The following is a 21,315-nucleotide window of genomic DNA, read 5'->3' on the forward strand; positions in this document are numbered from 1 at the left end:
GATCCCTCAGCTGCGCCCCACCGGCTCGAGCGCCGAGGGGGCCGACTCCGGCGCGGTGCGCGAGCTGCCCGCCTCGGCGTCGCGGCGCAGCCGCCGCAGGTAGGCGCCGGACGACAACCCGAGCACGGTGACGGCATACATCATGACGACGACCTGCGACATCAGGTTGGCGACCAGGGAGAGCACGACGACGGCGACGGCGACGACGAGGGCGGCCTCGGTGACCGCGCGTTCGGTGCCGCCGAGGCGCCGTCGCGCGGCGTCCAGGGCGGCACTGAGGCTGTGCCAGACCATCAGGACGAGCAGCACGAGGTAGCTGACCAGGCCCGGTATCCCGAGCTCGACATAGGCCCGCACAACGTCGTTGTGCGGTTGCTTGGCGGCGGTCGTCGTCTTGGACACCGTGCGCAACCCGACACCGGCGATCGGGCTCGGCTTGGCCAGGCGAAGCGACTGCTGCCAGTACTCCACTCGCCAGGACAGGCTGTTCGCGGGTTTGCCGGAGATCGCCGACGCGGTGTCGAGATCGGCGAAGCGGGACTGGATCGGTGAGCTGACCGCGCCGAGCAGCACCAGTCCGCAACAGATGCCCAATGCGACATGCGCGCGCCGACGGAAGAGCAGGATGAGCAGCCCGATCACGGCCACGAGCCATGCGCTGCGGGTGAACGAGAGCAGGATGAGCGCGGAGGTGATGGCGAAGACGCCCACGACGGCAAGCCGGGCCGCCCGGCGCGTGACCGGATACAGGGCAGCCATGAGCAGCCAGACGATAACGGCGAAATAGGCCATCGGATTGCTGTGGACGAAGGTGGCGGTGATCCGCGAGAACCCGCCCGCAACATAGAGCCCGGACCCGGTGGCCAGCTGCCAGACCGCCGCGATCGCCGGGGCGATAACGGCCAGAGCGATCGCGACGACAAAGCGGACCAGCCCGGCGCCGCGGGCGGCGAACTGCTCGACGACGAGGAAGACAACGGCGATATTGGCGATCCGGGACCACTCGATGAGGGCGTTGCCGGGGTCCGGGGACAGCACGATGCCGACGGCGGCGACCGCCGTGAACGCCATGAACGCCATCCCGAGGCGCGAGACGGGGAAGGCCGCGCCGAGTTTGACGCGCCGGTTGAGCAGCCACAGCGTGCCGAGGGCCAGGAGCAGCAGCCCCAAGATGACGCTCGGGTCGGTCAGCCGGTGCCCGATCTGGACCGCGTCGAGGCTGGAGCGGGTCGCCAAGGCCAGCAGGACGAAGGTCTCCAGGTCGTTCAGCGCCACCACGACGAGGGTGACCGAGACGAGAACGGCAATGGGGACGACGACGACGAGCCGGGAGGCGCCGCTAAAGAGGGCCAAGACGGTGTATGCCGTGAGCGCGACCCCGAGCACGGCGCTCCAAGCGCTTTCGCGCCCGAAGTCCGGGCCCGGTGACCAGATCGCGCCGACGCTGCGGCGACGTGGAGCCATCTCCACCAGGGTATTCCTCCTGCTCGGCAGCACCAGCCGCCGGTCGTCGTTGTTGCCCGTGGCCCCGCCCAGGGCCCGGCCATCCGGGGGTCGGGCATCCGGTGCGACGCCCGTGACCTGCGGGAACGGCCGAACCTCTCGACGGCGAGCCGCCCGCCCGGTTGCGGTGGTCACCCCCACCCCAACCAATCCGGCCAGCACCGGACCCACCGGCGCCGGCCAGCCCGCAGCCAGGACCAACACCAGCCACGCGGCGGCGCCGCCCAGTAGCCCGCAGGCAAGACTACCTGCTGCCGTCCGCACCAGCCCAAGCGAACCCACTCCCGGCAGGGCGCGCACCCGCCACCACGCGTGCGCGACGTTGACATATTGGGCCGCCGAGTAGGCGATCGGGAAGAGGAAGATCGCGTTCCGCGAGTGCCGGACGAGGGGGAAGACCAGGACGAGGATCAGCGCATTGGCCGCGGCGCCATAGACGGTGTTGCGCATCGGGGTGCGAGTCTCCCGCCGGGCATAGAAGGGCGCGAGCAGCACGCGTTGGACGCCGGAGCCGGCGAAGCTCAGCGCATACCAGCCGATGATTGCTCCCATCAGTGCGGCGTCTCCCGTCCCCAGCAGCCCGAAGACGTATTCGGTCATCGGGGGCCCGACCACGACACCGAGCACCGTCATGGGGACCGCGAGATAGAGCATTAGCCGCAACCCGGTGCGGGTGACGGTAGCCATGGCGGCGGCGTCACCGCTGCCGGCGGCCCGGGTCAGGCGGGGAACGATCGAGACCATGACCGAGCGGAAGACGATCGTTCCGCCCAGGGCGCTGGCCACTCGGTTGCCGTAGTGGGTGTAGGTAGCGGCGCCGAGCGGAAGGTAGCTGACGACCATGGCCTCGACGGCGCGCATGGCCGGATTGAGTCCGGCTGCGGCCGTCGGTCGGGTGACGAGGCGCAGGGCGCGCCGAACCGGCTCACTCCACAAGCCGGGACGGGCCGGGCGCCAGCCATGCCGAGCGGCCATCACCGCCATCGCGACCGCTTGGACGAGGGAGCCGGCGACATAGGCGACGGGCACCGTCTCGACCCGCTGCGGCCCCAGCAGGACCACGACGATGCCGGTCAGGCTGAGCAGGAGCGACATGGCCGCGGGGATGCCGATGACCAGGCGGGCGTTCAGCCAGCTGCGGAAGACCTCGGCGAGCAGGACCCCCGGCAGATACCACGCCAGCACACGGATCAAGGACGCGGCGTGCGCGGCCTTGGCGCTCGGCCAGTCCAGCGCCAAGACCTGCATGATCGGCTCGGCCGCGAGGGTCAGGGCGCCCGCCACCACGATCCCGGCGAGCGCCATCCACGTGAGCAGACCCGCCGTGGCCTCGTGTTCCTGCTGCCGGGTCAGGCCGCGCTGCCAGCCGGCGAAGGTCGGGACGAGAACTTGACCGCCGAGGACGACGGACACCGCGACCACGGCAAACGGGAGTCGCAACGCCTGCGCCATCGCATCGGAGGAATCGCCGACCCCGCCGACCAAGCGCAACCACACCAGGTCGAAGACCAGCCCGCTGATGACCCCGATCAGCGCGATCACGCTGGTGATGGCGCTTTGCCGGGCCACCGCCCGGGCGGGACCGCCATTTGGCGGCGCGATCGTCATGACCGGCCTACCTCGAGGAGGCGCTCGGTGAGGGCAGCACACAGCGCGCGCACACGCGGCTCGATCTCGAGGTGCTGCACCGCCGGCGCGCGAGCGCTGACGTGCGCCGCCACCTCGGCCCGCATGGGCAAGCCGGCGAAAGCGCACAGCCGGCCGAGTTCGGCGACCGGGTCGGCAACGACGTCCTCGTAGCGCAGCAGCAGGACGTCGGGCCGGGTGTCGAGCCCGGTGGCGAAGACGAGACTGTTGCGGGCCCACCAAAAGAGCGCCGCCGCCGACGCGGCGTCCAGCCGCCGGGGATCGAGTTCACGGATCGTGGCCAGCAGGTCGGGGCTCATCCGGCCGGCCTGCCAGCTGCCGTCTACCCCGCCCTCGGCAATCCGGGTGAGCACGCGCTGGTTGGCCGGTCCGAACTTGGCCACGGCCGAGCGGACCCGCCCGTCGACGCCTCGCCAGGCCCAGACGGCGCGCGGGTCGGGCCCGGGGCCGCTGTCGAGGACGGCAAGCAACCGGTCGGTGTCGTGGCTGTCGCACAAGGGTTTGACGAGCACGACCCGGTGGCGGGAGGCGGCGACCACGGAACGCAATCGCTCGACCGATCGCAACCGGAAGCGGTCGAAGAGTTCCCGGTCGTTCTCGCCGTGGACCTCCACCTCGGGCATGGCCTGCAATCCGCGCAGCAACATGTTTGTTCCCGAGCGTTGCACACCGACCACGAGAACCGGCCGTGCCTGGCCCGGCGGGCCCCCGTGACTGGCTCGCCAGCGCGCCCGCGCCCAGGCCTGGTGAGCCCGCTCGCGCGGGTCCAGGTCATCCTCCTCGATCAGCCGGCCGAGACCGCCTTGTCGAGCCCAGGCAAGGTGGCGCAGCGCACGCGCTCGAGCGCGCGCTGGAGCTGGCAGGTCCTCGGGGAGGTCGGTCACCGCGTTCGGTGTGCGGGTCACCAACCCAGCCGCAGCACCCGGTTGCCCCAGGCGTCAGACACGAAGAGGTCGCCGGCTGAGTCGAACACCGTCTGGAAGGGGCCGCCGAACGCGGATGTTCCGGCGGAGGCACCGGTGACTTCGTAGCTGTAGCTCCCCGAGGAGCTCAACCGCACCAGCCGCTTGTTGCCGGTGTCGGCGACCCAGATGCTGGCGTCCGGGCCGACGGTCACGCCCCACGGGACCCGGAAGGCGGAACTGGAGCCGCCGGCGCGGGTGTAGGCCGTCCAGCTGCCGCCGGAATAGCGCTGCAGCCGGTTGTTGAGCGTGTCGGCCACCCAGATCCGGCCGGAGCCGTCGACGTCGATGCCGGTGGGGGTGTTGAACTGGCCGAGCCCCGATCCTCGGCTGCCGTAGGCCGCCGTGAACGTTCCGGCGCCGGAGGCGGAAATCGCGAACCGCTCGATCCGGTGATTGCCCGAGTCGACGACGAGCAGGCTGCCGTCCTTGTCGAACGCCAGCCCCTGGGGGAAGGTGAACTGGCCGGGCCCGCTGCCGCGGGTGCCCCATTTGGTCAACCAGCGGCCGGCGGCGTCGAAGACGGTGATCTCGTGGCTCTCCCGGTTGGCGACGAAGACGCGGTTGGTGCGCGGCTGGATCGCCAGGCCCCACGCGAAGTTCAGCGTCCCGGGTTCGCCGCGCGTGCCGCGCCGCCCCCAGGCGAAGTAGTTGCCGCCGTCGCGGCTGCTGCGCACGATCCGCTGGTTCCACCAGTCGCTGACGAACAGCCGGTTTTGGGAGTCGATGCCCATGCCCCGCGGAATGTTGACGCCGCTCTTGGGCGGGCCCTGGCCAAAGAGCGTGCGCTCCAGCAGCGCATTGGTGGAGCTGTAGCGGTATTCCTTGAGCGCGTAGTCCCACTCGTCCGCGACAACCAGGTAGTTGTCAGCGGTCACGTCGATGCCACGCGGATCGACGAACCCGCCGCTGATCTCGTAGCGGAAGCCGCCGGTAATCCCGGAGAAGGCCTGCACGCGCCGGTTGCCGTCGTCGGTGACGAAGACGACCGAGCCACCGGGGCTGATCGTGATCCCGCGCGGGTCACCGGTGAACTGGCCCGGGCCCGATCCCGTCCCGCCGAACCGGAACTTCTCGCGGAGGAACTTGTCATAGACCACGACCTTGCGGTCGCGAGCGTTGACGACGAAGACGTCCCCGTTGGACTTGCTGACCTCGATCTGGCGAGGTTGGTTGAGGTCGGTGCCGAAGGTGGCCAGCCAGACCCCGCCGGTGGTGAACTTCTGGATCCGGTTGGCATCGACGGTGTAGACGACCTGGGACTCGGCCCCGCCGGCGCCGATGCCCGGACCGGTGGCGATGCCGTAGACCATCGTGAACTGTCCATTGCCGCTGCCCTTGGTGCCCCAGCCGTTGGCGCGGCGCAGCGAGTGGTCATAGACGACAACCCGGTTGTTGGGGGTGTCGGCGAGGTAGATGCGCCCATTGGTCACGCCGGCTGCCACGGCCCGCGCGGCGCCCAACTCACCGGTCTCATCGCCCCGGCTGCCGCCGACCTGGTAGTCGATCGCCGTGGTCGAGCGGTTGACCCCGATCAGCCGGTAGCGGCCAGGATCGATGACGTAGTAGTGGCTGCTGGTCGTGGCGACGTCGACGGGGTAGATGTCGGCGAAGCCGCCGGAGTGCACGACCTTCTCCAGCCGCGGACCGGCGGCCCGCGTGCTCGGCGAGCCCGCAATTGTCGCCGAATTCTGGGTCTGCGCGGTGTTCTGGGTCTTCGCCGTGTTCTGGGTCTGGGCGGTGTTCTGGGTCTTCGCGGTGTTCTGGGTCTTCAGGGCTTCCCGGGTTTGGGCCGCCGCCGAGTTGGCCTGGGTCTGGCGACCGGACGGAGCAACCGCCCGCGAGTCCGGCACCACGGCCTCGCCTGGCGCGAGCGACGGCTCCCGGGAGGTGCCGACCGGATAGCGCAAGACGCGGTCGGTCCCGGTGTCGGAGACATAGACCGCCCCGGCGAACGAGCTGATCGAGGACGGGTTCTTCAGTCCCTTGCCCGCGGCCGCGGTGATCGTCTCGACGACCCCGCCGCGGCGGTTGACGACCAGCACCCGGCTGCGGCCGGTGTCGGCGACCCACAGGTTGCCGTCTTCGGCAGTGGCCGCGCCCTCCGGGCCGGTCAGGCCGGGCGCAATTGCCCGGGTGAGGGCGAACCCACTCGAGCGAGAGTAGGTCAGCTCGACGACCCGGTTGTTGCCGGTGTCGGCGACCAGGACCCGCCCGGTGCGTTCGTCCACCGTGACCGAGCGCGGCTGCTTGAACCGGGCGGCGGTGTAGCTGCCGATCGCCCGGCGGGTGGCGACATCCCAGACGGTGAGCCGGTTGTTCTTGGAGTCGGCGACGAAGGCCAGCCGATCGCGTTGCCGGATGGCCACGCTGTGCGGCCAGTCGAACTGGTCGGTGGCCGTGCCCGGGCCACCGAGCCGCTTGGCCTCACCGCAGTTCGCGGGGAAGATCTGCAGCCGCGACTGCTTCGTGTCGGCGATCCAGCGATCACCCGTGGCCTGGTCGACGGCCACCCCCGGGGCCAGTTGAGGCTGACCGGTCGGGAGTCGCGCGTGCCGCAGGTGCGCAGGACCTCCCCGCTCTGGCTCATCGTCACGATCCGTTGGTTGACGGTGTCGACGATGTCGAGGTTGCCGGTCGGGGTCAGCGCCACCGCGCGGGGCTCGTTGAACACCTGGGTGTCGGACGTCGGCGGTGGGGTGCCGCCGATCGTCTGGGCATAGCTGTATCCGCTGGACGTCCGATCGAAGCGCTCCAGCCGCCACCCCCACAGATCGGCACCCCAGACGTCACCGTCGGCGCCAACGGCGACCCGGCGCAAGGTCGTGAACGTCCCCGGTTGACTCGGCTCCCCGGTCGTGCCGGCCTGGGCACGATAACCACCGGAGGTGGAGAAGACCTGGATGCGGTTGTTGTTGGAGTCGGCGACATAGACGCTCTCGCCCCAGGTGGGGTCGTTGGCGACTCGCACGCCATAGGGGTTCTTGAACTGGCCGGAGCCGCTGCCCGCGCTGCCCCACGTGCCGAGGCAGCGCCCGCTCGAGGAAAACTTCGCGATGTTGTTGTTGGTGTAGTTGGCGACATAGACGTTGCCGTCGGCGTCGGCGTCGGCGTCGCGGATGTTGGCCAGCAGGCAGCTACCGTCCTCGCCGAAGGAGGAGAGCTGTCGCCCGGTCGGATCAAAGACGCGGACCCGCCGCTTGAGACCGTCGGCAACATAGACCTTGCCCGCCTTGTAACTGAGCCCGATCGGGCTGCCGATCGGGTCGGTGGACGGGCCACGCCAGGTCTCCAGCACCTTCCCCGCCGGGCTGAGCTTGATGACCCGGCTCAGCGCCGCGTCGCCGACATAGCTGTTCCCGTCGGTGTCGATCGCGATATCGCGAGCGTTCTCGGCCTCGTCCCCATCGCTCGTTCCTGCGGCTACCCGCCAGATCAACTTGCCGGTGGCCGAGAACTTGGCGACCGAGTCATTCCCTGTGTCGGCGACCACGACTTCGCCGGCGGGACCGACCTCCAGACCGGATGGATAGACCACAGCGTGTCCCGGTCCACCGAGGACGCTCGGAGCGGGTAGGGCCGCCGCCGGCCCCGGGGACACGCCCGTGAAGGCGCCAACGCCGAGAACGGTCGCCACGGTCGCGCCGATGCGCTGCCTGCCGCGCGTGCGTGTGCTGGACATTGGTGGTGATCACTCCTGAGTCGCGAGGACGGCCCGCGCCGTCGGCCCCCCTGCTGGCCATGACCCAGACAGTATGCCGCAGGCCACTGACAAGACTCAGCTTGGCCCGGCAGCGCGGCCGAACCGGCGCAGATCGGATCGCTCAAAGCGGCCCCAACGCGCGCTTTCGCCGATAGATTGCCCGGGAACGGGTTGGGGTTTATCTCGGGAGGAAAAGCCATGACCAGCACGCTATTTCGTCGTCTCGTCGTGCCCTTGGCGCTCACCGGACTGACGGCCGGGTTGATGGGCAGCGCCCAGGCGAGCGCGGCGACCACACTCTATGTCGCGCCGAGCGGCTCGGACGCCAACCCGGGGACCGCGTCACGGCCACTGCGAAGCGTTCAGCGAGCGGTCGACCTGGCCGGGCCCGGCACCACGATCCGGCTGCAGCCGGGCACCTATTCGGGCAGGGTCGAGATCCGCAAATCGGGTCGGGCCGAGGCGCCGATCACAATCACGCGGGCGGGTGCCGGAGCGGTCACCTTGACTTCCTCGGCGCCGCGAGCCGGATGCGGGGCGACCAAACCGGCATACGACCGGACGATCACGATCCTCGGCGGCGCCGACTATTGGCGCATCGACGGGCTGCGCATCCACAACGGCATCTGGATCGCGGGAGCCGAATCCAACGCCGCCTTCCAGTGGCTCAACCGCCTGGTCCAGGCCGGCGACTGGTCCACCCGGCGCAAGGTCCCCGGGCACGGCAGCTATAACCCCGCGGCCGGACGGCAGGCGGTTGACTACCTGCGCAAGGTCACGCACGCACCCGCGATGAATGCCGCCGACGGCATCGCGATCACCGGCAACGTCCTGTCCGGGCGCGGCATCTACGGGGCGCTGACTCGCTACGGCCGGATCACCGGGAACCGGATCAGCGATATCGACTGCGGCACCGGACCCGGCATCTGGTTGATGACCTTCTCGCACGGGTGGACGATCTCCGGCAACGACATCAGCCGGATCGCCCGCTCGAGCGCGAAGCACTACATGCAAGAGGGCATCCGGCTCGGCGCCGCATCGAACTACAGCACGATCAGCACCAACTCCGTGCACGATCTGCCCGGCGACGGCCGCGCCTACAACACCGATGTCGACGCCTCCTACAATAACTTCCACCACAACCGCGCATCCGGGGTGGCGATCGGCTACAACGACCAGATGTCCGGGTGGAGCAACCGCTGGGAGCACAACTCGGTGTCCGGCTATCGCACCTACGGCTTCGGCATGCGGTTGATGGACGGCAACCTGGCGACGCCATCGCGCAACTCCAGCTCCAACGGCTCGATCGTGCGCTGCAACACCGCCACCGGCGCCGTCGGTGACGCCGTCGCGCTCGGTGCCGGCTCGATCATGCGGTCGACGTTCGCGGCCAACGCCTTCCCCACGGTCTGGTTGAGCACCAACCTGCGCCGCTACTGGGGCCCGCAGGACAACACCTGGAACGGCTCACCCACCCCGCCCCCCGCCGCCCCGGGCGGTGGCAGCGGCGGCTGCTGAGCCCTGCGGGGATGACCGCAGGTGGACCCCGGGACCCTTGTCGGTCAGTTGGGCGAGAGCCGGACGCCGCGCTGCTCGGCGAGCCCCCGCACGGCCGCCTCGCGGCCGCCGGGCAGGTCGAGCAGGCGGACCGGACCGGTCGAGGTCCACGCCGCGGCCAGGGAGCCGCCCGGCCCGACCACAAGCGCACCAACGGCCGCACTGCCGTCGATGCTGCCGGTTAACGCCACCACGTCGGTGCTGGTTTTGGCGGCGGCAGCGAAGCGCGCCCACACGCGCCCTGGCGCAAGCACCTGACCCTGCGGGCTGACCAGGCCGCGGAAGATCTCCTCTTTGCCGGCGCGCGGGGTGAACGCGAGCGGCAGGTAGACGATGGGGCTGATCCGCCGGGTAAGCAAGGTCGCGACCAGGCGCGCCAGGTCGTCCGCGTGCCCCGCTTCGGTGTATGCCGCGCCCGGCCACGCCACGCCGACCTCCCAGGCCTCGATCGAGATCGCGGCCTTGAGGTGGTTATCGATGTATTGGAGCAGCGTCGGCAGGTTGCGGGGATCTTCGTAGAAGTGCAATTGGTAGGCGCTGACCGCGCCCGAGTTGACGACCTCCCAGTTGGCGGCGACCATCTCTCGCGCGGCGACGGCCGGTTGGTCGGCGAGGATACGCCGCAGGTCGTCGACCGAGGCAGCCGGGCCGAAGCGAGCCCCGCCACCGCCGTGGCGCCGGGCGTAGTACGCGCGATAGAGCGCCAGGGCCTCCTCGGGCCGGCCCGCCTCGAGCAGGTCGCCGCTCATCGCCACCCCGTATCCCGTGCTGGAGATGCCGGCGTCCAGGATGATCGCCTTCGGATCGGCGGCCCGCACCGCGTCGGCGACGAGCTTGGCCGTATCGGCATACTGCTGCCCCGTGCCGCTCCAGAAGTTCGCGGCGTCAACCTCGTTCTCGATGGCCCACGCGCGCACGCCCTGCGGCTGATAGCGGCGCACCATGGTGTCGATGAAGGCGCGGTAACGCCCCGGGTCATCCGGATAGGTGCTTGGGTGCTTGTTCAGGCCCTCGGCGGGGTCCTGCACCTCCGCTGCGCCGGTGCAGTCGCCGACACGCAGCTTGATCATCAGACCGAACCCGAAGCCACGCGCCTGCTGCAGCGCTCGGTCAGTGGGACCGAACTGCCGCCCCGGCGCCAAGTCGCGCACCGCGCACCATTCGACCTCGGTGAACGTCTCGCCCCAGCCGAGCTGCTGCGCGTAGCTCAGCGGTGCGGTCAAGAACGTGTTCCACTTCAGCCCGAGGTCGACCGCGCCCGACCCACGGAGAATCGGCGCGACGGGGGCCCGGCTCCGGTTGGGGACGGGCGAGGCGGTGGTCGTCGGGGCGGGCGTCGATCCGGTGCACCCGCCGAGTATGGCCGCGGCGGCCACGGCGGCGGCGAGCACGGCGCGCCTGCTCACCGGCCACCCCACCGGACGGGGTAGCCATACCGACGCAGCGCGGGCGCGGTGAGTGCGGTCACCAGCCGCCGCTGCTTCGGCGCCAGGCCGGTGAGCCAGCGGTCGTCGCGGCGCACCCACGTCGGTCCGGGACGTAGCCGGGAGGGATTGCCGGCCACCGTGTGATTGGGCGGGAGCGTCAGCCGTTGGCCGGTCGCGAGCGGCGGCTTCGCGGGAAGGCCGGCGTGCGCGGCGACCGCGGCAAGGACGTCCGCCGGCGCGGCAGCAAGGTCCTCGTAGCGCACGCGCAGATAACGTCCGCGGCCGCGCCACAGTGCCTCCAACGCGAGATTCCACACCAGCCAGAGCAGGGCCGACTTGACGACACCGCGCTGCTCCATCAGGCCCTCACGCGCATCCGGGGCGGCCTTGGCGCTCGCCCACGAGAATGCGCTCGCCCGCGGGTCGCGCACCACGTGGACCAGGCGCACCTCCGGGCGGCCGAGGGCGGCCAGGAGAGCGGCATACGTCGGCAGTTTGGAGGAGTCGATCACCACGTCGGCTCCAGCGACTTCGGCGATCGCCGCATAGAGGGACCGCAACGTTCGAGCGAGCGCGACCGGGGGCGGGCGCCGGGCGAGCCAGGACGGCAGCCGGCGCAGCCGGGTCGCTCGCGTGAGGGCGGCGTGGAGGCGCGCCGAGTCGGGCCGCTCGGTGCCGAAGGCGCGGTTGAGCACCTCGGTCCAGAACGGGCACTGCGGGACCGGTTGGCCGCAGCCGCACAGGCGCTGCTCCATCAGCCCGCGCTCCCACAGGAAGCGCACCTCGCCGACATCCACGGCACCGGGGGCGCCGCCGAGGGCGCCGGCGAGCAGGGTGCTGCCGCTGCGGCCGGTACCGCCGACATAGAGCGTGACCGCTGTCGGTTGAGGGCTCTGTGCCGGTTGAGGGCTGTCAGTCACCCGGCTTGGTCAAGGTGACCCCTGACCCGAACTGGCTGCGCGGAATCGTGCGGTCCGGCGGCGGGGGTATGGTGTCCGGCCGGGGCGCGGTGGTCTCGGTAGAGGGGTGCGGCCGGGGTGGCGTGACGGGCACGGTGGCTTCGACCGGGGGCGCCGGCACCTCGGTGACCAGGGGCGAATCTGCGCGCGTGCTCCCCGAACCACGAGGTCCGCGCGGGGCGATCGCACCCTGCTGCTCCCAGGCGACCTCCTCGGTCACCGGCTCATAGATCTCTTCTTCCTGCTCGCGGTGCGATCGGCGCAGCACCTCGGGCAGGGCGAGCAGGAGCAGGGCCACGGCCAGCCCGATGATCATGGCGGTCAGGGCCTGCCGGGCGAGGTTGGTGTACCACGCCAGCGGCGCCGCCTCCGCCCCGATCGACTCGCTGATCGTGGCTGCCTGCCGGGCGTTGATGTCGGCGATCGCCGAGCTGCGGCCAGCGAGCTGCTGGCGAGCGTTGTCTACGGCATACTGCGGGCCGACGAACTTCGGCTCGTTCGCGACGATCTTCTTCAGGTCCGCCTCGGCGTCCTTGAGTTCGGCGTCGAGATAGCGCGTCGTGGTCGTGTCGGGACGGCCCTTGGCGGTGGCGAGCGCGACCTTCAACTGCGTGACGGCCGACGCCGCGGTCTGGTATTCGCGGTCCGGGTCGTTCAGCCCGGTCTCCTTGCGGACCTTGTCCAGGTCATCGAGCGCGGTCTCGAGCTGTTTCTGCGCCTCGGTCTCGGCGAGCTCGGCCTGGCGCAGTGCGGGGGCGAAGGTTTGCTCCTGCACCGCGGCGGGGATGGCGGCGGCGACCTTCTTGACGACGTCCTGGTCCGGGTCGGCGAAGGTCACCCGCACCAGCTCGGTGTCGGCGATTCGGCTCGCGGACAGCCCGTCGGTGATCCGCTGCTCGGTCGCCCCGCCGGCCTGGGCCAGCTTGGTGACGACCGCATCCGAGGTGGCGGCGTTGACCAGCGACCCGGCGACCAGGTTGATCGCGGCGACGGTCTGGTCGCCGGTCGGGTTGACGACCCGCAGGTCGACCGAGCTGCTGTATTTGGTGCCGTTCGGGGCGTTCAGGCCGATGACGACGAGCAGGGCGGCGAGCGGCAGGATCACGAGCAGCCACAGCCGTCGGCCCAGGTGGGAGAGCAGTTCGCGAAGTTCCATCCGGTGTGAGCGCTTCTTTCCGGTCCGTGCGGCGGGCTGGCCCCCCAGCGGTTCGGGCGCCAACTTTACACCGCGCGGCCGGTCCACCGGTTCACCGCGCTCGCCGGGGGGCCGGACGTGACAGGCTAGACGCCCGTGAGCGCCCCCCGTCCCCCGCTCTTCGTCCTCGGCGCGCCGCGCTCCGGCACCTCGCTGGTCTACAAGGTCTTGGCGCTGCACCCGGACGCCGGCTGGATCAACAACTATCACCGGCGGCTGCCGGCGCTGTGGCCCCTGGCCGCGCTCAACCGGGCCACGCGGCATACCAGATCGCGGCGGCGGGCGGTGTGGTTCGGGCCGTCCGGCGACTCGGCTTATCGGTATGCCGCGGCCCGAGGGCTCGCCGAGCGGCTGTATCCGCAGCCGGTCGAGGGCGAGCCGGTTTTCGCGTGGAGTGACCTTCCGGAGCGGTGGACCGGGGGGCCAGTGCCGCGGCGAACGGGCAGGCTGGCGGGGATGCTGCGGCATACCGCAAGGGCCGGTGGGGGCACGGTCTTGGTGAGCAAACGGATCGCCCACAACCGGCGCGTCCCGCTGCTCGATGCCGTGGTTCCAGGCGCGCGCTTCCTCGTGGTGACGCGCGACGGACGCGCGGTCACCGAGTCCTTGCTGCGGGTCGACTGGTGGCCCGAAACCGAGCTGTGGTGGTGGCGGCCCGGGGCGCGACCGGCCGACTGGGTCGCGTCTGGGCGGGAGGAGCGGGTCGCCGCAGCCGAGCATTGGGTGGCCGAGACCGGCGCGATCGCGGCCGGCCTGGCCGGCATACCCCGGTCCCGGGTCCTGCACATCTCGTATGAGGCGCTGGTCGCGGCTCCGCGGCCGATCCTTGCCGAGATCGCCGCATTTGCCGGGCTCGATCCCGGCGCGGCGGTTTGGCAAGCCGACCTCGCGGGGCTTGACTTCCCCAACAAGAACACCGCGTGGTCCGATGCGGGCGCCGGCAGCAAGCGTGCTGCGCTGGCCGTGCTGACGCCTCGCCTGACCGAATTGGGGTATCTCCCGTGACGACCTTGCCGCCCGCCTTTATCCTCGGGACCGGCCGATGTGGCTCCACCCTCGTCCACGAGATCATCGCCCGACACCCGGAAGTCGGCTTCGTCACCAACCTCGACGACCTCGGCATCCGACGGGGGAACGCCCAGCAGCTGACCTTGTGGCGCCGACTGCCGGTTGCTCTGTCGGAGAAGGGTCGCCCACGGTTGGCCCCGAGCGAGGGCTATCGGGTGCTGGCGCGCGAAGTCGGCCATCTGCTCGTCGACCCGGCCGCTGACCCCACGGCTGCCGACCTGACCCCGGTGCTGACCAAACGGCTGCACGGGTTCGTCGCCGACCGGATGGACCACCTGGATTCCGCCGAGGTGTTCGTGCACAAGTTCACCGGCTGGCCGCGCGCGCGGTTGCTGGATGCCGCCTTCCCCGGCTGCCGCTTCGTGCACATCGTGCGGGACGGGCGGGCGGTCGCCAACTCGTGGTTGCAAATGGACTGGTGGCGCGGCCACCTCGGCCCCGGTGGCTGGCATTTCGGCCCGCTGCCCGATGAGTTGGCGCGGGTGTGGGCAGAGCACGGCAACAGCCAGCCGGTCTTGGCCGCGATCGGCTGGCGGTTGCTCGTCGACACCCACGAGGAATGCGCTGCCGCGCTCGGCCCGGAGCGCTGGCTGACCGTGCGTTATGAGGATCTGCTGGCCGACCCGCGCCGGGAGTTGACCCGCATCCTCGACCACATCGGCCTGTCCTGGAGCGAGGGGTTCGAGTCCGGTTTCGGGCGCTACACCCTGACTCCGAACCGGACCGAGGCCTATCTGGCCGATCTGAGTCCCGACCAGGTCGGCGCGATGACCGCGGCAATCTCCGGCGCGCTCGCGCGGCACGGATACTCCGACAATCGCTGAGGTCTAGTAGGCCCCGTCGGCCTTGGCGACGGCTCGCACGGTGCGGAACAGGATCATGACGTCCAGGACCGGGGACCAGTTGTCGACGTACCACAGGTCCAGACGCAGCGAATCCTCCCAGTTCAGGTCGGAGCGGCCGCCGATCTGCCACATGCCGGTCAGGCCGGGGCGGACTTTCAAGCGCCGCATCGCGTCCGGCTCGTAGGCATCGACTTCCTTGGGCAGCGGCGGGCGCGGCCCCACCAGCGACATCTCGCCGCGCATGACGTTGATCAGTTGCGGCAGCTCATCGATCGACAACCGGCGCAGCCACTTGCCCGGGCGGGTGATGCGCGGGTCTTCCTTGTGCTTGAACAGCATCTCGTTGACGTGCCGGTGCGCCTCCAGCTCGGCCAGGCGGGCTTCGGCGTCGACGCACATCGTGCGGAACTTGACCATCGGGAAGGTCTTGCCTTCCTCGCCGACCCGCTGCTGGACGAAGAAGACCGGGCCCCGGTCATGCAGCTTGATCGACAGCGCCGCAAGCGCCCACAACGGCGCCGTGAGCAGCATGATGATTCCCGAGCAAACGATGTCGATCGTGCGTTTGACGATAGCGTCGACCCCGCCGATGGTGGGGCCTTCGACGTGCAGCAGGGACATTCCCGCGGCCGGGCGCAGCGTCAGCCGGGGCGCGGCAACCTCGTGGATGCCGGGGTGCACGTACAGGTCGACGCCCATTTCCGACAGCGCCCAGCCCAGGCGGCGCAGGGTCTTGCCGGAGAAGGCCGAGTCGGATGCGATGACGACGGCCTCCGCGCCGGTGTCGCGGACAGCCAGCAGGGCCGTCTCGGGGCCGCCGTAGAGGGTCACGTCCTGGATCCAGGACGGGTCGGGCAGGTCAGAGACACAGGCGCCGACGACGCTCATGCCGGTCTCGTGCGGGTCGCGCCGCAGCTCGGCGATCATCTCGGGGACTGCCAGGCCACGCCCGACGACGATCGTCGGCTGCAGGCACTTGCCGGCGGCTCGCGCGGCGGCCAGCCGGCCACGCAGGAGCCAGCGCACGACAACGGTCAGCAAGAAGGTCGCCGGGACCGCGACACCGATGAGCAGTCGTGACATCTGCCAGCCGAGCGAAACCAGAATGACGGCCACGAGCGCCAGCAGGATGACTAGGCCCTTGCCGATGCTGCGGTACTCATCGAGCCCGATACCGAGCGAGGCCTGCCGGTAGCCGCCGGCATACGCGACGACGATCAGCCAGACGACAGGAACGACGGTCGCCAGCAGGGCGACGCGGAAGTTGGGAATGCCACCCCAGCGCACCAAAGCAGCCGTGGTGCACGCGATGAGAGCGGCGATGAAGTCACCGGCGATCACCTGGCGGCGATAGCGTCGGCGCCAGTCGGCGGACGGGGTCCCACGCTCACCACCGTGCACGAGGTCCGGCAGGTGCCACGCCAGCGGCTGCGGCGCCGTCCCCCGTGCGCTTGGGCGCGTCGCTGTCTCCACGTTCGGTTCCCCGAGCACCGTCCCGTTCACTTCTACCTCCCACACATGCCGTGTCCCGCTCCCCCCGGGCAGGATGTCGCGGTGGCTACCCGACTGCCCGGCAGGTGACGTGGCCACCCGAGCGAAGGTACCGCAACTTCCCCGCCTGCCCCAGCGAAACGAGTGATCCTGGCTCCGTCGCACGCCTGGAGTGTCCATGAAGTGTCCACTTCTGGTCGCGCGACGGAGCCGGATCTCATTCTTGGTTGCCCTGGGGCTCCTCGGCCGCGCCGGCCACGGCAGGCTCGGCGCGATCCTCGGCCCTCTCGGCCTCGTCCTGCTCGAAGCCCGCCTCGGCCTCGGCGTCGGCGAGTTCGGCGTCGAGCGCCTCCTGGGAAATCATCGCGGCCACGTTGACGACGAGCAGCTCCCCGTCGCTGACCAGGGTCACGCCCTCGGGCAAGGTGATGCTGGCGGCCAGCACCTGAGTGCCGGCCTCCAGGCCCTCGATCGACACGAGCAGGTGCTCGGGAATGGAGGTGGCCTCACACTCGACCTGCAGAGTCGGGTTTTCGAGTGTGACCACGGTCTCGGCCGCCGCTTCGCCGTCGACGTGGACCGGGACATCGACGGTGACCTTCTCGCCGCGGCGCACCACGACCAGGTCGACGTGCTCGATCACCGGCTTGACGGGGTTGCGCTGCACATCCTTGGCGAGGGCGAGCTGCTCGTCGCCGTCGATGACCAGGGTGAGCAGGGCGTTGGGGTTCTTCAACACCATCATGGTGTCGTGGCCGGGCATCGTGATGTGCACCGGGTCGGTTCCGTGACCATAAATGACGGCCGGAATCTTGGCTGCGCGCCGGACTCGGCGGGCCGCGCCCTTGCCGAACTCCGTGCGCAACTCAACGAGGATGCGGTTCTCGCTGGACAATGACGACTCTCCTAGGCAAAACAGATCGGTCCGACAGCTCGGCCGTGGCCGTCGCGATATCGGTGAGCGGTGGGCCCGGGCGAGAGACGCGAGGCGGCGCGCCGATGAGCACCACCGCGTCGATCACGAGCTCACGTCGCCGCGAGCCCCTCGCCGAGGGTTAACCCGAGTATCTTAGCCAGCGGATGGGCACCCGAGAAATCCGGGGGCGGCACCCACCCGCGGGCTCGCGCCTTAGGCCTCGCCGTCGAAGAGTGAGGTCACCGAGCCGTCCTCGAAGACTTCCCGGATGGCCTCGGCGATCAGCGGTCCGATGGAGAGCACGGTCAGCTTGTCGAACCGCTTGTCCACGGCGATCGGCAAGGTGTTGGTGACGATGACTTCCCGGGCCCCGCAGGCCGTGAGCCGATCGACGGCGGGATCGGAAAAGATCGCGTGGGTGGCCGCAATCACGACGTCCGCAGCGCCGGCCTCCAGGAGGGCGTCGGCAGCCTTGACGATGGTGCCCCCGGTGTCGATCATGTCGTCGACCAAAATGCACAGCCGGCCGACGACATCGCCGACGACCCGGTTGGCAACCGACTCGTTGGGACGGGTGACATCGCGGGTCTTGTGGATGAAGGCGAGGGGTGCCCCACCGAGGCGGCGCGACCACTGCTCGGCAACCTTGATCCGGCCGGCGTCTGGGGAGACCAGTGCCAGCCGGTCGGTGCCATACTTCTCGGCGACATAAGCGCTCAGCCGAGGCAGGGCCATCAGATGGTCGACGGGTCCGTTGAAGAAGCCCTGGATCTGTGCCGTGTGCAGGTCGACGGCCATCAGCCGGTGGGCACCGGCGGTCTTGAACAGGTCGGCCATCAGCCGGGCCGAGATCGGCTCGCGCCCTCGGTGCTTCTTGTCCTGGCGGGCGTAACCATAGAAGGGCAGCACGACGGTGATCCGCTTGGCCGAGGCCCGTTTAAGCGCATCGACCATGATCAGCTGCTCCATGATCGCCTCGTTGATCGGCGCCGCGTGCGACTGGATGACGAACGCGTCACAGCCTCGAACCGACTCCTCGTAACGGACGAAGATCTCGCCGTTGGCGAAGTCGAAGACCTGGGTGGGGACCGGCTCGGTCCCGAGCAGCTGGGCCACCTCGCGGGAGAGATCGGCGTTGACCCGGCCGGCGAAGACCATCAGCGTCTTGCGCGTCTTCTTCTGGATGATCATGCCGGGTGCTCCCCCTCGCTCGGTCCGATCTCAACGAAACTGCCTGCCTGCCCACCCGGGCCCAGCGTCGCTCCGGGACGAAGGTGGGTGTAGGGGCCGACGGTTGCGTCCGCCCCGACCTCGGCGAGGTGCACCTCGCTGCGGCGCACGGTGGCTCCGGCGCCGATCCGGGAATCCGAGACGGTTACGTCGGGGCCGATAGTGGCGCCCGCGCCGATCGTGCTCGCGCCGAGCAGGGCGGTGCCCGGCAGGATCGTCGTGTCCTGGCCGATGCTCACGTCGACGTCGATCCACGTCGAGTCCGGATCGACGATCGTCACACCGCCCCGCATCCGCTTCTCGTTCTCGCGCTGGCGCAAAACCGCGCCCAATCGGGCCAGCTCGACCCGGTCGTTGACCCCCTCGGTTTGCCAGCCGTCGCCGACCTCGTATGCCGAGACCCGCTTGCCCGCTGCCCTCGCCAGCCCGACGACGTCGGTGAGATATTTCTCCTGCTGGGCGTTGTCGGTTCCGACCTCGGTCAATGCCTGCCGCAAGGTCGCGGCGTCGAAGGCGTAGATCCCCGAGTTGTATTCTTGGATCGCGCGCTGATCGGGCGTGGCGTCCTTGAATTCAACGATGGCGGCAACCGATCCGTCACGATCACGCACGATGCGGCCATAGGCGCCGGCGTCGGCGCGGCGGGCCGTCATGACCGTCACGGCGCTGTTGGTCTGCAGGTGCTGGGCGAACAGGTCACGCAGCGTCTCCCCGGTCAGCAGCGGCACATCGCCATAGGTGACCAGCACCGTCCCGGCGAGATCGGCCGGTAGCTGCGCCAGCCCGCATTCCGTGGCCCGGCCGGTTCCCTTGACCTCGTCCTGATCGGCGACGATCGCCCCCGGATCAACCTCGGCAATGTGAGCCGCGACCGCCTCGCGGCGATGCCGGACCACGACCGCCAGGTAGTTGGGCTGCACCGCCCGTGCCGTGGCGATGGCGTGCCCGAGCAGGCTGCGGCCACCGATGCGGTGGAGCACCTTGGGAGTGGCCGACTTCATTCGCGTGCCCTCGCCGGCGGCCAGGATGACGACCGCGGCGGGCCTGGGTTCGGTCACGTTCGGGGTGCTCCCAACACTCGTCCTGCCGGTAACGCCATGTTATCTGTCGGTCGTGCGGGTGTGCCTGTCGGGCAGTCTCCCCCACCCCGACCCTGCTCCCCGGGTAGGAATCGAACCTACGTCGCTAATCCTGATTCAAAGTCAGGCGGGCCCTACCAGCAGACCAACCGGGGAATGCCGCCGTGTTGCCGGGGGCGATGCGCAAGCCTAGTCGAGCGGCCCGGGTGGTACCTATTCGTTGTGGCCGCACGCGCACGCGGCGAGGGACAATGGCGGTATGAGTGGCTCCCGTGGCAAGCGCGCCCGGCCACGGATGACCGGCAACGAGCGCCGGGAACAGCTGATCGCGGTGGGTCGACAGCTTTTCGCCGAACGCGGCTTTGAGGGCACGAGCGTCGAGGAGATCGCCGCCCGCGCCGAGGTCTCCAAACCGGTGGTCTATGAGCACTTCGGCGGCAAGGAGGGCCTGTATGCCGTGGTCGTCGACCGCGAGATCACCGCGCTGACGACGGGCGTGAGCACCGCGCTGATGTCGCAGGGCTCGGCCCGGGAGTTGATCGAGCGGGCCGCGCTGGCGCTGCTGGACTATGTGGAAGGGCGCACCGACGGCTTCCGGATCCTGGTGCGCGACTCGCCGCCCGGGCAGCAGACCGGCAGCTTCGCCAGCCTGATGAGTGACGTGGCCACCCAGGTCGAGCATCTGCTCGCCCAGCAGTTCACGACGCGTCGGCTCGACGCGCGCGCTGCCCCGATGTATGCCCAGATGCTCGTCGGGATGGTCGCGCTGACCGGTCAGTGGTGGATGGATCAGCGCACGTTCAAGAAGGCCGACGTGGCGGCCCACCTGGTCAATCTGGCCTGGAACGGGCTGACCGCGCTGGAGGCAAGGCCGACACTCACCGAACCATCGACGGGGTAGGGGCGGGCGGGCGCCACCCCTACCCGTCCGGGCGGTGGCCAACGGCAAAGATCCGCCGGAAGGGAAAGATCACCCCGGCGACGGTGCGGGGATAGGCCTCGGCGAGCCGGGCGGCATACGTGGTCAGGAAGTTCTCTCGCTCATCAGGAGCGGTCAACACGTCGAGGACCGGACGCAGGCCGGTGCTGCGCACCCACTCCAGCACCGGGCTGTCTTGCTCGCCTTCCCGGTCGAGGACGTGCAGGTAGGTGGTCTCCCAGACATCGGCGCGCAGGCCCGCGCGATCGAGGATCTGCAGATAGCTGTCGGGTTCCGCGGCTGCCGGGCGGCGCAGCGCCGCAGTCAGCTCCTTCCGGCGCGGGTGCTCGGCGGCCACCGCACGCATCAGCCGGTGACTCGGGGCGCCGAGGTTGCCCGGCACCTGGATCGCCAGCCACCCGCCAGGAGACAGCTGGCGAGACCACCTGGGCAGCAGGTCGAGATGGCCCGGCAGCCACTGCAAGGTGGCATTGCTGATCACAACGTCCGGCGGCCCGGCCAAGCCCGGGAGGTCCAGGTCGCGCAGGTCCGCCTCGAGCCAGTCGACCGCGCCCTCGGTGTCGTTCTCAGCCGCGCGGGCGAGCATCTGCGGCGAGGAGTCGACCCCAATGATCTGGGCATACGGCCAACGGCGAGCCAGACTCAAGGTCAACGGGCCGTCCCCACAACCGAGGTCGAGAACGACACCCGGGTCGGTGGCGGGCACCCGGGAGAGCAGGTCGGCGAACGGCCGGCCGCGCTCATCGGCGAACTTCGCGTATTGACCGGGATCCCACGTCGTCGACGTCACCCG

General features: G+C 70.0%; 16 protein-coding genes and 1 tRNA gene. 4 read left to right on the plus strand and 13 right to left on the minus strand.

Features of this window, described 5'->3' with window-relative positions:
• Nucleotides 1–6: 6 nt before the first annotated feature.
• The 4 genes from V9G19_RS23150 to V9G19_RS23165 are packed head-to-tail and all read right to left on the minus strand — an operon-like array spanning nt 7 to nt 7,794.
• A complete protein-coding gene (locus V9G19_RS23150) occupies nt 7–3,111 on the minus strand; it encodes a lipid II flippase MurJ (protein WP_462287751.1) in 3,105 nt (1,034 codons plus the stop codon).
• Nucleotides 3,108–4,055: a hypothetical protein gene (locus V9G19_RS23155; protein WP_462287752.1), complete on the minus strand. Its 948-nt coding sequence runs from the start codon at nt 4,053–4,055 to the stop codon at nt 3,108–3,110. The genes V9G19_RS23150 and V9G19_RS23155 overlap by 4 nt, the downstream gene beginning before the upstream one ends.
• The gene (locus tag V9G19_RS23160; protein WP_462288102.1) at nt 4,052–6,343 is read right to left on the minus strand and encodes an NHL repeat-containing protein; all 2,292 of its coding nucleotides are present in this window, start codon (nt 6,341–6,343) and stop codon (nt 4,052–4,054) included. The genes V9G19_RS23155 and V9G19_RS23160 overlap by 4 nt, the downstream gene beginning before the upstream one ends.
• The gene (locus V9G19_RS23165) at nt 6,280–7,794 is read right to left on the minus strand and encodes an NHL repeat-containing protein (RefSeq protein ID WP_462287753.1); all 1,515 of its coding nucleotides are present in this window, start codon (nt 7,792–7,794) and stop codon (nt 6,280–6,282) included. The genes V9G19_RS23160 and V9G19_RS23165 overlap by 64 nt, the downstream gene beginning before the upstream one ends.
• Nucleotides 7,795–8,013: 219 nt before the next feature.
• Between V9G19_RS23165 and V9G19_RS23170 the strand changes: the two genes are divergently transcribed.
• Nucleotides 8,014–9,333 carry a DUF1565 domain-containing protein gene (locus V9G19_RS23170; RefSeq protein WP_462287754.1) on the plus strand — a complete coding sequence of 440 codons (1,320 nt, stop codon included), beginning with the start codon at nt 8,014–8,016 and terminating at the stop codon, nt 9,331–9,333.
• A 44-nt stretch (nt 9,334–9,377) separates the two neighbouring features.
• Here the strand turns inward: V9G19_RS23170 and V9G19_RS23175 are convergent, their stop codons facing one another.
• From V9G19_RS23175 to V9G19_RS23185, 3 genes are read right to left on the minus strand one after another with little or no spacing between them, the layout of a single operon-like run.
• Nucleotides 9,378–10,778, minus strand: a complete 1,401-nt coding sequence (locus V9G19_RS23175; RefSeq protein ID WP_462287755.1) for a hypothetical protein — start codon at nt 10,776–10,778, stop codon at nt 9,378–9,380.
• Nucleotides 10,775–11,719, minus strand: a complete 945-nt coding sequence (locus V9G19_RS23180; RefSeq protein WP_462287756.1) for a sulfotransferase — start codon at nt 11,717–11,719, stop codon at nt 10,775–10,777. The genes V9G19_RS23175 and V9G19_RS23180 overlap by 4 nt, the downstream gene beginning before the upstream one ends.
• On the minus strand, nt 11,712–12,914 hold the full coding sequence (locus V9G19_RS23185; RefSeq protein ID WP_462287757.1) for a hypothetical protein: 1,203 nt from the start codon (nt 12,912–12,914) through the stop codon (nt 11,712–11,714). Before V9G19_RS23185 ends, V9G19_RS23180 begins: the two co-directional genes overlap by 8 nt.
• A 135-nt stretch (nt 12,915–13,049) precedes the next feature.
• Here V9G19_RS23185 and V9G19_RS23190 point away from each other — a divergent pair, with 135 nt between their 5' ends.
• Nucleotides 13,050–13,958 carry a sulfotransferase family protein gene (locus tag V9G19_RS23190; protein WP_462287758.1) on the plus strand — a complete coding sequence of 303 codons (909 nt, stop codon included), beginning with the start codon at nt 13,050–13,052 and terminating at the stop codon, nt 13,956–13,958.
• A complete protein-coding gene (locus V9G19_RS23195; RefSeq protein WP_462287759.1) occupies nt 13,955–14,845 on the plus strand; it encodes a sulfotransferase family protein in 891 nt (296 codons plus the stop codon). Before V9G19_RS23190 ends, V9G19_RS23195 begins: the two co-directional genes overlap by 4 nt.
• A 3-nt stretch (nt 14,846–14,848) precedes the next feature.
• On the opposite strand, the gene V9G19_RS23200 is transcribed toward V9G19_RS23195, so the two are convergent.
• From V9G19_RS23200 to V9G19_RS23220, 5 genes are all read right to left on the minus strand, one after another.
• Nucleotides 14,849–16,339 carry a sugar transferase gene (locus V9G19_RS23200; RefSeq protein WP_462287760.1) on the minus strand — a complete coding sequence of 497 codons (1,491 nt, stop codon included), beginning with the start codon at nt 16,337–16,339 and terminating at the stop codon, nt 14,849–14,851.
• A gap of 235 nt (nt 16,340–16,574) precedes the next feature.
• A complete protein-coding gene (locus tag V9G19_RS23205; RefSeq protein ID WP_462287761.1) occupies nt 16,575–17,252 on the minus strand; it encodes a 50S ribosomal protein L25/general stress protein Ctc in 678 nt (225 codons plus the stop codon).
• A gap of 234 nt (nt 17,253–17,486) precedes the next feature.
• On the minus strand, nt 17,487–18,464 hold the full coding sequence (locus tag V9G19_RS23210; protein ID WP_462287762.1) for a ribose-phosphate diphosphokinase: 978 nt from the start codon (nt 18,462–18,464) through the stop codon (nt 17,487–17,489).
• The gene (locus V9G19_RS23215; protein ID WP_462287763.1) at nt 18,461–19,561 is read right to left on the minus strand and encodes a bifunctional UDP-N-acetylglucosamine diphosphorylase/glucosamine-1-phosphate N-acetyltransferase GlmU; all 1,101 of its coding nucleotides are present in this window, start codon (nt 19,559–19,561) and stop codon (nt 18,461–18,463) included. Before V9G19_RS23215 ends, V9G19_RS23210 begins: the two co-directional genes overlap by 4 nt.
• A 98-nt stretch (nt 19,562–19,659) precedes the next feature.
• A tRNA-Gln gene (locus V9G19_RS23220) sits at nt 19,660–19,738 on the minus strand.
• A 139-nt stretch (nt 19,739–19,877) separates the two neighbouring features.
• On the opposite strand from V9G19_RS23220, the gene V9G19_RS23225 reads away from it, so the two are divergent.
• On the plus strand, nt 19,878–20,483 hold the full coding sequence (locus V9G19_RS23225) for a TetR/AcrR family transcriptional regulator (RefSeq protein ID WP_462288103.1): 606 nt from the start codon (nt 19,878–19,880) through the stop codon (nt 20,481–20,483).
• 19 nt (nt 20,484–20,502) lie between these two features.
• Here V9G19_RS23225 and V9G19_RS23230 read toward each other — a convergent pair whose 3' ends face one another.
• Entirely contained in the window at nt 20,503–21,312 is an 810-nt protein-coding gene (locus V9G19_RS23230) for a methyltransferase domain-containing protein (RefSeq protein ID WP_462287764.1), read from the minus strand.
• Nucleotides 21,313–21,315: the final 3 nt, after the last annotated feature.

It is taken from the genome of Nostocoides sp. (assembly GCF_037045025.1).
Classification (GTDB): domain Bacteria; phylum Actinomycetota; class Actinomycetes; order Actinomycetales; family Dermatophilaceae; genus Nostocoides_A.

Coding starts and splice junctions, on each gene's coding strand:
- V9G19_RS23150 (WP_462287751.1), bottom strand. CDS start 3,111: ATGACGATCGCGCCGCCAAATGGCGGTCCCGCCCGGGCGGTGGCCCGG.
- V9G19_RS23165 (WP_462287753.1), bottom strand. CDS start 7,794: ATGTCCAGCACACGCACGCGCGGCAGGCAGCGCATCGGCGCGACCGTG.
- V9G19_RS23170 (WP_462287754.1), top strand. CDS start 8,014: ATGACCAGCACGCTATTTCGTCGTCTCGTCGTGCCCTTGGCGCTCACC.
- V9G19_RS23185 (WP_462287757.1), bottom strand. CDS start 12,914: ATGGAACTTCGCGAACTGCTCTCCCACCTGGGCCGACGGCTGTGGCTG.
- V9G19_RS23210 (WP_462287762.1), bottom strand. CDS start 18,464: ATGATCATCCAGAAGAAGACGCGCAAGACGCTGATGGTCTTCGCCGGC.
- V9G19_RS23225 (WP_462288103.1), top strand. CDS start 19,878: ATGACCGGCAACGAGCGCCGGGAACAGCTGATCGCGGTGGGTCGACAG.